Genomic DNA, 10,078 nt, shown 5'->3' on the forward strand with positions numbered 1-10,078 from the left:
CCTCAGGCACTCATCGCGTCGGCGCGATCATAGTCATAGCTGCGGACATCGACGAAGTGGCCTTCGATGGCAGCGGCCGCCGCCATTGCCGGGCTCACCAGATGGGTGCGCCCACCGTAGCCCTGCCGTCCTTCGAAGTTGCGGTTGGAGGTCGACGCGCAGCGTTCGCCGGCGCCCAGCTTGTCGGCGTTCATCGCCAGGCACATCGAACAGCCCGGTTCGCGCCACTCGAAGCCCGCCTCGACGAAGATCCTGTCGAGCCCTTCGGCTTCGGCCAGACGTTTCACCAGCCCGGAGCCCGGCACCACCATGGCCAGCTGGATGTTGTCGGCAACCTTGCGCCCTCTCGCCACCTTGGCGGCCTCGCGCAGGTCCTCGATCCGCGAGTTGGTGCAGGAGCCGATGAACACCTTGTCGAGCCGGATATCGGTGATCTTCTGTCCGGCGCTGAGCCCCATGTAATCCAGCGCGCGGGTCATGCCCTGGGTGACGGTTTCATCGGCGGCGCTAGCCGGATCCGGCACCTCCGCGGAGACGTTGACGACCATTTCCGGGCTGGTGCCCCAGGTCACCTGCGGCTCGATCTCGGCGGCGTCGAGCTCGACGATCTTGTCGAAATTCGCGCCGTCGTCGGAAACCAGATCCCGCCACGCCTCGACCGCCGCCGACCACTGCTCGGCCGTCGGTGCATAGGGGCGGCCTTTCAGATAGTCGATGGTGTTGTCGTCCACCGCCACCAGACCCACGCGGGCACCGGCCTCGATCGCCATGTTGCAGATCGTCATACGACCTTCCATGGAGAGATCGCGGATCGCACTGCCGGCGAATTCGATGGCGTAGCCGGTACCGCCAGCGGTCCCGATACGCCCGATGATCGCCAGCACGACATCCTTGGCGGTCACCCCGAGCCCCAGCTTGCCCTCGACGCGCACCTGCATGTTCTTCATCTTCTGGGCGATCAGACACTGCGTCGCCAGCACATGCTCGACTTCGGAGGTGCCGATGCCGTGAGAGAGCGCGGCGAAGGCGCCGTGCGTCGCGGTGTGCGAGTCGCCGCAGACCACGGTCATGCCCGGCAGCGTGGCGCCCTGCTCCGGCCCGACCACGTGGACGATACCCTGGCGCTCGTCGTTGATCCGGAACTCCTCGATCTCGAAGCTCTCGCAGTTGGCATCCAGGGTCTCGACCTGAATCCGCGACACGTCGTCGAGAATCCCGGCGTTACCGGCGCTGCGCTCCTTGAGCGTGGTCGGCACGTTGTGGTCCGGCGTCGCCAGATTGGCATCGCGACGCCACGGCTTGCGCCCGGCCAGACGTAGCCCCTCGAACGCCTGGGGCGACGTGACCTCGTGCAGCAGGTGACGATCGATGTAGATCAGCGCGGAACCGTCGTCGCGCTGGGTCACCAAATGCTGCGCCCACAGCTTGTCGTAGAGCGTCTGGCTTGCCATGTGTGTTATCTCCTCCGTCACGCTATCTCTCGCAGCTTGGTGACGTAATGCTTGCGAATCGAGACGTCATGCGACGCCGCGAATGATTGAATGCCAAGATACGGCGCCTTCATGCATAAAATCAATTCATCTTGATTATGCTTTGGATTCCATAATAGAATTAACAAATTCATCAGTCGGGGATTGATGCCATGGACACCCAGAGCCTGCAGGCTTTCATCGCGGTTGCCGATACGGCGTCGTTCTCGCTGGCCGGGGAGCAACTGCATCTGACTCAGCCGGCGATCAGCAAACGTATCGCCACGCTGGAACATCAGACCGGCGCCCGACTCTTCGATCGGATCAATCGGCGCGTCAGCCTGACCGAGGCCGGTCGGCTGCTGCTGCCCCGCGCACGGCAGATTCTGCAACTGGTCGAGGACAGTCGCCGGACGCTGAGCAATCTGAGCGGCAGCGTCGAGGGCAGTCTGACGCTCGCCACCAGCCACCACGTCGGCCTGCACCGGCTGCCACCGATCCTCAAGGCCTTTACCCAGCACTACCCCGACGTCGATCTGGATCTGCGCTTTCTCGATTCCGAGCAGGCCTACCACGGCGTCGTCGCCGGCGAGATCGAGCTGGCCGTGGTGACGCTGTCACCGCACCCCAACCCGCAGGTCGAATCGGTCCCGGTGTGGATCGACCAGCTACGCTTCGTGGCGGCGCCCGAACACCCGCTGACGGCGCGCGGCGAGCTGCCGCTATCGACACTGATAAACTATCCGGCGGTACTGCCGGGGCCGCTCACGTTTACTCGCGACATCGTGGTGGGTTCATTCAATCGGGCCGGGCTTGCAATCGATGTGGCGCTCTCCACCAACTACCTGGAGACGCTGAAAATGATGGCGGGTATCGGGCTGGGCTGGAGCGTGCTGCCGGAGAGCATGATCGACGACGAGATCGCGGTACTGCCGGTGTCGCATCCGCCGATCGAGCGTCGACTGGGCTATCTGGTGCACAAGGGCCGCACGCTCTCCAATGCCGGACACGCGATGATCGCGGAACTGGAAAGCGCACGAACCCCAAAACCGACACCGAGCGACTACGCTTAGCCCCGTTGCAGGACCTGTTGCAAGGCCATGCTCGATCGGTTCGGGTCCGAAACGAAGTCATTCGAGACGCCCTCGTTCGAGAGGCGCCAATCTAAAAAGAAAGGAGTTGTCGCGCATGGCGCAGGACCATGGGGACGGATCGCAGGAATCGACGGCACAGGAAGCGCATTCCGAGGGCACATTGCGCCTGGGCCTGGTCCCGGCACCGGAGCTGCCGGAGCGGGTCGCCGGCCTGATCGCCGACGAACTGTCCGAACTTCTCGGGCGGCACACCGATGATCGTCATCAGTGGCGGGTGGAGTGCGTCACCGACGCACTGATCGGGGCCGAGGATTCGACGGACAACGTCATCGACCAGGCAGAGCGGATCAAGGGTGACCATGGCTGGCACTACGTGGTCTGCATTACCGACCTACCGCTCTTCCGCGATGACCGCCTGACGCTGGCGGAAGCCAGCGAGAATCTGGGCGTGGCGATCATCTCGCAGCCCGCCTTGGGCATTTCGCCGCTCAGGCGGCGGCTGCGCGAAGCGATCCTGCACCTGGTCAACGAGATGCATCACGGCAGCGATGGTGAAGAGCGCGAGCGCCAGCAGCAGCATCTCGAACAGGGGCGAGATGCCCGGGAACAGAGCGGGATTCACAATCGCAATTCACGCGAGCTGATGGGCTGGCGGCTCTCCGAGCGACTGGTTCCAATCCAAAGGATCACGCCATCCGATGAGCACGAAAAGCATGTCGATGTGCGCTTCGTCAGCGCCGGCAAGTGGCGGGGATACGCCAAACTGCTCGGCGGCATGGTGCGGGCCAATCGCCCCTGGACCATACTGCCCGCCTTCCGCCGCATCATCGCGGTGGCCTTCGCTACCGGTGCCTACGGCCTGATCTTTCCCTCGCTGTGGAAACTCAGCGCCGCCTACGAGTTCTACCGTTTCGTGATTCTGATGATCGCCGCCATGGCAGCGATGGTGGCCTGGCTGATACTCGATCACGGCCTGTGGGAGCCCAGGCGATACAGCGGATCGAACCGCCTGACGAGCTTCTACAATCTGACCACGGTGCTGACGCTGACGGCGGGCGTTGCCTGCTATTACGTCATCCTCTTCGCACTGTTTCTGGCCGCGGTGATTCTGTTCGTCCCTGCCAATCTACTGGAGACGACGGTTGGTCAGTCGATCAACTGGCTCAACTTCCCAGCCCTGGCCTGGCTCGCCGCCTCGGTGGCCACCGTCGCCGGCGCCCTGGGCTCCAGCCTTGAGAGCGACGAAACGATACGCAGCGCTACCTATGGCTACCGTCAGCAGTTGCGCCAACGTAAGGTCAAGGAGCGACAAGCCGAGGGCCAAGAGCAAGAGGCCCGGGAAAAAGACGAGCAAAAGAAAGGCGAGCAAAAGAAAGAAGAAGACACGCGGAATCAGGCAGAAAGGCAGAAAGGCAGGCCAGAGCAGCGCGAAAACACCAACAGGACGACCAATCGTCTTGATCACGACACCCGCCGGATGGCAGGCATCGTGCTACATCACACGGCAACTCTCGATCAGCGCTGACCGAGGCGCGGCGTCTCGACGTGGACGTCGGCGTTCTGGGCGCGATGGCGCAGCAGGTGATCCATCAGCGTCAGCGCCATCATCGCCTCGGCGATCGGCGTGGCGCGGATGCCGACACAGGGATCGTGACGCCCTTTGGTCACCACCTCCACCGGCTCGCCGTGCACGTCGATCGAGCGCCCCGGCTGGGTGATGCTGGAGGTCGGCTTCAGTGCCAGATGGGCGACGATCGGCTGGCCGCTGGAGATGCCGCCAAGCACCCCGCCGGCGTGATTGGAGAGGAAGCCTTGCGGGGTCATTTCATCGCGATGCTCGCTGCCGCGTTGGGCGACGACATCGAAGCCATCGCCAATCTCTACCCCTTTCACCGCATTGATGCTCATCAGCCCGTGAGCCAGATCGGCGTCCAGCCGATCGAAGACCGGTTCGCCCAGCCCCACCGGTACGCCCTCGGCGACGACCGTGATCTTTGCGCCCACCGAATCCTGATCGCGGCGTAGCTGGTCCATGTAGGCTTCGAGCTCGGGCAGCCTGTCCGGATCCGGACAGAAGAACGGATTGTCGTCGACGCCGTCCCAGCTCTTGAATTCGATCGGGATGGGGCCGAGCTGGCTCATGTAGCCGCGCACCTGAATGCCCTGCCCGGCCAGCCATGCCTTGGCGATGGCGCCGGCGGCCACGCGCATGGCGGTTTCGCGGGCGCTGGAGCGGCCGCCCCCGCGATAGTCGCGAATGCCGTATTTGTGGTGATAGGTGTAGTCGGCGTGTGCCGGACGAAACTGCTCGGCAATCTTGGAGTAGTCCTTGGAGCGCTGATCGGTGTTCTCGATCATCAGCCCGATCGGCGTACCCGTGGTCCGGCCCTCGAACACGCCGGACAGGATCTTGACCTGGTCCGGCTCGCGGCGCTGAGTGGTGTGGCGCGAGGAACCCGGCCGACGGCGATCCAGATCGTGCTGCAGGTCCGCCTCGCTGAGCTCGAGTCCCGGCGGGCAACCGTCGACGATCGCGCCCAGCGCGGGGCCGTGGCTCTCACCGAAAGTGGTGACGGTGAACAGTTTGCCGAAGGTGTTGCCGGACATGCGCGATCCTCAGGAAAGAGATGAAAATATCGGTTCAGGCCGAGGGAGTGGCAGCGAACTGATCGGCGTAGCTATCGAGATCCTCGGCGCTGAGCGCGAAGACCCCTTCGCCGCCGCGCTCGAATTCCAGCCACAGGAATGGAACCTCGGGGAAGGCCGCCTCCAGATGGCGCTGCGAGTTGCCTACCTCGACGATCAGCATGCCACCGTCGTTCAGATAGGTCCGGGCTTCACGCAGAATGCGCCGGACGATATCGAGCCCGTCGCGACCGGCACCCAGCGCCAGGCCCGGCTCATGGCGATACTCCGCCGGCATCGTCGCCAGATCGCGCGTATCGACATAAGGCGGGTTGCTGACGATCAGATCGTAATGCTGACCGGCCACACCCTCGAACAGATCGGAGGCCACCGCGCGAACGCGCCGACCGACATCATGCCGTACGATATTCGCCTTGGCGACCTCGAGTGCCTCGATGCTGATATCGACCAGATCCACTTCGCAGGTCGGCAGATGGAGCGCGGCGGCAATGCCCATGCAGCCTGAGCCGGTGCACAGATCGAGCACTCGTCCCGGAGGCGTCTCGTCGAACCAGGCCGCAAACCCCTGCTCGATCAATTCGGCGGTGGGCGAACGCGGAATCAGCACGCGCTCGTCGACCTCGAACGGGAAGCCGGCAAAAAAGGCCTCGCCGAGCAGATATGGCAGCGGCCGGCGCGTTTCGATCCGACTCCTCACCAGCGCGACGATACGTTGGCGCTCGACACCCAGCAGGCGCGCGTCGAGCACCGCCGGATCGACATCCCACGGCAGATGCAGCGCACCCAGCACCAGCGCCACCGCCTCGTCCCAGGCGCTGTCGGTGCCATGACCGAAATGCAGGCGATGCGCGTGGAATTCGGTGGTGGCCCAGCGCAGGCAGTCGCGCACGCTGAACAGGTCTTCGACGATGGCTTCGTCGGCTAGCGTCAGGGTCGACTGCGGTGAGGACATCGGCAGGGCTCGCATCTGGCTGGAAAACGGACGACGATTGTACGCGCAAGGCTCACGCGTTCACAGTCGGCCATGCCCCGACGACCGGAATCGGGTACCCTTTTGCCCGCTGAACGACTCAAGCCATCGAGACCGCGATCCGCAGAGGCACGGCCATGACGAACTCCACCGGCGATGACGACCATCGCTTCGCCAATCACGACCGTCGCGACCGCCATGACAAGCCTGACAGCGCCTTTCGCGACGCGCTGGAAGCGGCCGGTATCCGGCGACTCAAGGTCAACCGGGCGCAGACCGGCCGGCCGCGGCGCAACGAACTCAATACCGGCGCCCGTCGCGAAGCGGCGGAACAGGCCCCGCCGCAGGTTCAGTCGAAGCTGTCGGACGGCGGCGTCGAAGCGGTCACGCCGCATCAGCGACTCGAGTTCTCGATTCCGGATCTGCCCCAGCGTACTTTTGCCCAGCTCAAGAAAGGCCACATCGCCTGGGAAGGTGGACTCGATCTGCACGGCTACACGCTCGACGAAGCCCGTGTCGAGCTCGAAAGCTTCATCAACGATGCCATCGCCGCCCGCGCTCGCTGCGTGCTGGTGGTTCACGGCAAGGCGCGCGGCTATCGCGGCAGCGGTGCGGATTACCCGGTGATCAAGAGCCACGTCAACGGCTGGCTCAAGAACTGGTCGCGGGTGCTGGCGTTCTGTTCGGCGAACGAGGTCGACGGCGGCACCGGTGCGCTCTACGTACTGCTGCGCACCCGGGCCGATTCCAGTAGCTGAAACGTCACATGAAGCATCCAGACGGCGCTGATCAACCTGCCCTGCCGAGCGAGATGGAGCGCAAGGCTCGCGCCGGCGGCCCTGCAGTGCTTCCGTCAACCGTGCCGCTTGGGCGACGACAATGGCAGCGGTAGCCGCCCCTGCGGATCGCCGCTGCTGGCAGGATGGCGGTGGTCATCGATCGGCTCGGCGGCAACGGCGGTGCAGTCCCGCCCCTGTTCGTGTCGATCCAAGGCCTGGGCGGTAAGATAGCGTCCGAGCTCGATCAGCGCCTCGGCGCGATGAAATTCGTAGGCACCGCAGACGCTCTTGGGCACCTCGATCAGAATGTCCGGCGGGTAGCCGGCGATCTTGTACTTGGCCAGCGCTGCCTGGGTAATATCGAACGAGGCCAGCATCATGTCGAGCTTGCTCCAGGCGCGTTCGGTCTGACTCGACCAGCTGCCGTTGTCCGCCAACTCATCGTCGTCGCCGAATGAAAAAACCATGCCCTGCACCCGCGTGCGCACATTTCTCAACCACCCACTGAAACTCTTGCCTTCGGCTTGGCGCTCGATCTCGCGCGCCTGCTCCTGAGCCGCCTGATCGGCCGGCAACAGCTCTTCCAGGGTGACTTGTCTCGGTGTCTGGGCCGTCGCGTTGACCGCCAGCACGATGTCCGCTTCGACGGAGACCGTGGGAATGATCGGGAGCGGATTCAGCAGACCACCGTCGACCAGCACATGGCCGTTCTCCTGAACCGGAGTGATGATCCCCGGTACCGCGATCGAGGCCCGAATCGCTCTCAACAGCGGGCCTTTCTGGAACCAGACTTCACGCTGACGGTTGAGGTCGGTCGCCACCGCGGTAAACGGCATCGGCAGATCTTCGATGCGGATATCCCCGACCAGCGATTCGAGCTTGGTCATCACCTTGCCGGCGCGCATGGCACCCATGGCGCTCCAGGTGATATCGACCAGACGCAATACGTCGAAATAGTCCAGCCGACAGACCCAGTCTCGATACCCCTCGAGCTTGCCGGCGGCGTATATGCCGCCGATCAAGGCGCCCATCGAGCAGCCGGAAATCGAGACGATTTCGTAGCCGCGTGCCTCGAGCTCCTCGATCACGCCGATATGGGCATAGCCTCGTGCGCCTCCACTTCCCAGCACCAACGACACTCGAGGCTTCATGACAGGGACTCCCCGGTGATCGATTGATGCCAGCGTACGATTTCCGACGTCACTTGCGCTACTCTGACGCGCTCCAGATGGAGATGATGCCCGCCGGAGACGATTCGCCGCTCGAGCCGGTCGATTCGACGACACGCCTCGCCGAGATAAGGGCGCTCGTTCAATACGCCGCCGGTCGCCTGCAACAGCAGCACCGGCGCGCGAATGGCCGCAACCGTTGCCAGCATCTGCGCCGGGCTCCAACGCAACAGCGAAGGCTGGACCAGACGGCGGTCGGTGCGCCAGTGATAGCGCCCATCTTCACAGCTGACCAGGTTACGCTCGACGATCGGCCGCGCGGTATCGGCATCGATCCGAGTGACTCCGCCCCGAACCCGCGCCGCCACGGCGTCGTCGATGCTCGCATAGCCGCCGCTGGCGCTGCGTCCAGCGCTATCTCCAGCACTACGTCCAGCGCTACGTCCAGCACTATGCGGCGGCGGCGGCCGCCGGCGCGCGCGCAATGCCGCCTGCAGCTGTGTCACCGTCTCGTCGGGTTCGCTGGTGGTCGAGGCCAGCCCGTCGATCAACACCAGCCGATCGACCCGCTCCGTTGCGGCGGCCGCGATCAGAGTGGCCACGCCTGCGCCCATCGAGTGGCCGACAAGCGTCGTCGCGCGCAGATCCAGTACGTCCAGGGCATCGAGAACATCGGGCACATAGCCCCACAGCGGATAGTCGGCCCGCGCGCCCCGGTGTGGGGAGTGGCCGTGCCCCGGCAGATCCAGCGCCACCAGCCGAATGCCCAGCGCGGTGACCAGGGCGGGCGCCAACCGGGAAAAGGTCGCCGCGTTGTCCAGCCAGCCATGCAGCGCCACCCAGGTAGGCGCGCCCTCCTCACCCCAGCTCAACGCTGCCAGCCGATCGTCTCCCAGCACCAGCGTCCGCGGCCTCATGTCGAGGCCTCGAGCATGCCATCGGCCGCGTCCAGAATCGCCTGGCGAGTGACCTGAGGGTGCTCGAACGGAAACATGTGCCCACCCGGTACACAGCGGATTCGAACGCCCAGGCGCGTGAGCGTCCGACGACGTTTGGGTGTCAGCAGATCGGAATCTTCACCGGCGATGACCGTCAATGGCACCTGGAGCTTGCGCAGCACCGAGGTGAGGTGATCCGGCAGATGGCGAAACACTGCCGCTTCCGTGCGGGGCGCGTAGAGCAGCCTGGCGGCACCGCTGTCGTCGTCGAGGGTCGTCGCGCCGGTGACGTAGTCGTCCATCGCGGTCTCGGTGAAGCCCTGAAACAGCGAACGCCGACGCAGCGACGCTGCCATGGCGTCGCGGCTGGGCCAGATCTCGCGACGACGTAGCGTCTTGCCGGCCGGCGTGACGCGATCGACGAAACCTGCCAGTTTGGCGAATTTCAACATCCAGGCGTCTCGCCCCAGCAGCAAAGGCGGATCCAGCGCAATGACGGCGCGAAAGTGCTGGGGCGCCTTGACGGCGGCCATGATCGACAGCACACCGCCCATGGAGTGGCCCACGGCGACGACCGGTTTCGCTAACGGCTCGATGGCCGAGAGATACTCTTCACGCAGCGCCAGCCAGTTGCGCCCGACCGGGAACGCCGGGTCATGCGCCAGGCGATCCAGCGGATGCAGCTCGAAGTGCGACGCCAACGGCTGCAACAGCGTCCGGTAACTGGCGCCGGTGAAACCGTTGGCATGGGCGAAGACCAGTGGGTAACGCAGCATCGACATCTGAATTCCCTTAGACTATCGGCGATAAAAACAGTCGTCGATGAACCGATCGACTGTCATAACTGACGATTGTAAAAAATGGGTATCCGGATTATCTGGTTGGTATGCGAGGTAGAAAGGTTGCCGACAAGATCAATCCACAACGGATTAGCTGGTTGATGGCTCGCTCAGTACGCTCACTTGCTAAAGAGTAGATACTTCACCAAACAGGCGATGCCCAGGACCAGCAGC

The 10,078-nt window shown here is 64.2% G+C and carries 9 protein-coding genes; 3 read left to right on the plus strand and 6 right to left on the minus strand.

Translation table 11 applies throughout. The features are described 5' to 3' along the window. Positions 1 to 2 precede the first annotated feature (2 nt). On the minus strand, positions 3 to 1,451 hold the full coding sequence (leuC, locus tag ACUN9V_RS18370) for a 3-isopropylmalate dehydratase large subunit (protein ID WP_445512421.1): 1,449 nt from the start codon (positions 1,449 to 1,451) through the stop codon (positions 3 to 5). A gap of 191 nt (positions 1,452 to 1,642) precedes the next feature. Here leuC and ACUN9V_RS18375 point away from each other — a divergent pair, with 191 nt between their 5' ends. Both ACUN9V_RS18375 and ACUN9V_RS18380 read left to right on the plus strand, forming a co-directional pair. Continuing rightward, entirely contained in the window at positions 1,643 to 2,542 is a 900-nt protein-coding gene (locus ACUN9V_RS18375) for a LysR family transcriptional regulator (RefSeq protein ID WP_445512422.1), read from the plus strand. Positions 2,543 to 2,657: 115 nt separating this feature from the next. Then, a complete protein-coding gene (locus ACUN9V_RS18380; RefSeq protein ID WP_445512423.1) occupies positions 2,658 to 4,088 on the plus strand; it encodes a hypothetical protein in 1,431 nt (476 codons plus the stop codon). Here the strand turns inward: ACUN9V_RS18380 and aroC are convergent. Both aroC and prmB read right to left on the minus strand, forming a co-directional pair. Next, positions 4,079 to 5,170: a chorismate synthase gene (gene aroC / locus ACUN9V_RS18385; RefSeq protein WP_445512424.1), complete on the minus strand. Its 1,092-nt coding sequence runs from the start codon at positions 5,168 to 5,170 to the stop codon at positions 4,079 to 4,081. The two genes, ACUN9V_RS18380 and aroC, sit on opposite strands and share 10 nt — an antisense overlap. 34 nt (positions 5,171 to 5,204) lie before the next feature. Continuing rightward, positions 5,205 to 6,161 carry a 50S ribosomal protein L3 N(5)-glutamine methyltransferase gene (prmB, locus tag ACUN9V_RS18390; RefSeq protein ID WP_445512425.1) on the minus strand — a complete coding sequence of 319 codons (957 nt, stop codon included), beginning with the start codon at positions 6,159 to 6,161 and terminating at the stop codon, positions 5,205 to 5,207. 155 nt (positions 6,162 to 6,316) lie between these two features. Here prmB and ACUN9V_RS18395 point away from each other — a divergent pair, with 155 nt between their 5' ends. Then, positions 6,317 to 6,937 (plus strand): Smr/MutS family protein, encoded by a 621-nt coding sequence (locus ACUN9V_RS18395; protein WP_445512426.1) that lies wholly within the window; start codon positions 6,317 to 6,319, stop codon positions 6,935 to 6,937. Between the two features lie 95 nt (positions 6,938 to 7,032). On the opposite strand, the gene ACUN9V_RS18400 is transcribed toward ACUN9V_RS18395, so the two are convergent. Genes ACUN9V_RS18400 through ACUN9V_RS18410 form a run of 3 tightly spaced genes read right to left on the minus strand, consistent with a single transcriptional unit; the run spans position 7,033 to position 9,847 of the window. Further along, complete coding sequence (locus ACUN9V_RS18400) at positions 7,033 to 8,109, minus strand: patatin-like phospholipase family protein (RefSeq protein WP_110693754.1); 1,077 nt, start codon at positions 8,107 to 8,109, stop codon at positions 7,033 to 7,035. Beyond that, positions 8,106 to 9,044: an alpha/beta fold hydrolase gene (locus ACUN9V_RS18405; protein WP_445512427.1), complete on the minus strand. Its 939-nt coding sequence runs from the start codon at positions 9,042 to 9,044 to the stop codon at positions 8,106 to 8,108. Before ACUN9V_RS18405 ends, ACUN9V_RS18400 begins: the two co-directional genes overlap by 4 nt. Beyond that, the gene (locus tag ACUN9V_RS18410; protein WP_445512428.1) at positions 9,041 to 9,847 is read right to left on the minus strand and encodes an alpha/beta fold hydrolase; all 807 of its coding nucleotides are present in this window, start codon (positions 9,845 to 9,847) and stop codon (positions 9,041 to 9,043) included. The genes ACUN9V_RS18405 and ACUN9V_RS18410 overlap by 4 nt, the downstream gene beginning before the upstream one ends. Positions 9,848 to 10,078: the final 231 nt, after the last annotated feature.

It is taken from the genome of Salinicola sp. V024 (assembly GCF_052645315.1).

Bases quoted from the DNA above. Each gene is read 5' to 3' on its own strand.
- ACUN9V_RS18400 (WP_110693754.1), bottom strand. From the start codon at position 8,109: ATGAAGCCTCGAGTGTCGTTGGTGCTGGGAAGTGGAGGCGCACGAGGC.
- aroC (WP_445512424.1), bottom strand. From the start codon at position 5,170: ATGTCCGGCAACACCTTCGGCAAACTGTTCACCGTCACCACTTTCGGT.
- ACUN9V_RS18375 (WP_445512422.1), top strand. From the start codon at position 1,643: ATGGACACCCAGAGCCTGCAGGCTTTCATCGCGGTTGCCGATACGGCG.
- leuC (WP_445512421.1), bottom strand. From the start codon at position 1,451: ATGGCAAGCCAGACGCTCTACGACAAGCTGTGGGCGCAGCATTTGGTG.
- ACUN9V_RS18380 (WP_445512423.1), top strand. From the start codon at position 2,658: ATGGCGCAGGACCATGGGGACGGATCGCAGGAATCGACGGCACAGGAA.
- ACUN9V_RS18395 (WP_445512426.1), top strand. From the start codon at position 6,317: ATGACGAACTCCACCGGCGATGACGACCATCGCTTCGCCAATCACGAC.
- prmB (WP_445512425.1), bottom strand. From the start codon at position 6,161: ATGTCCTCACCGCAGTCGACCCTGACGCTAGCCGACGAAGCCATCGTC.
- ACUN9V_RS18410 (WP_445512428.1), bottom strand. From the start codon at position 9,847: ATGTCGATGCTGCGTTACCCACTGGTCTTCGCCCATGCCAACGGTTTC.
- ACUN9V_RS18405 (WP_445512427.1), bottom strand. From the start codon at position 9,044: ATGAGGCCGCGGACGCTGGTGCTGGGAGACGATCGGCTGGCAGCGTTG.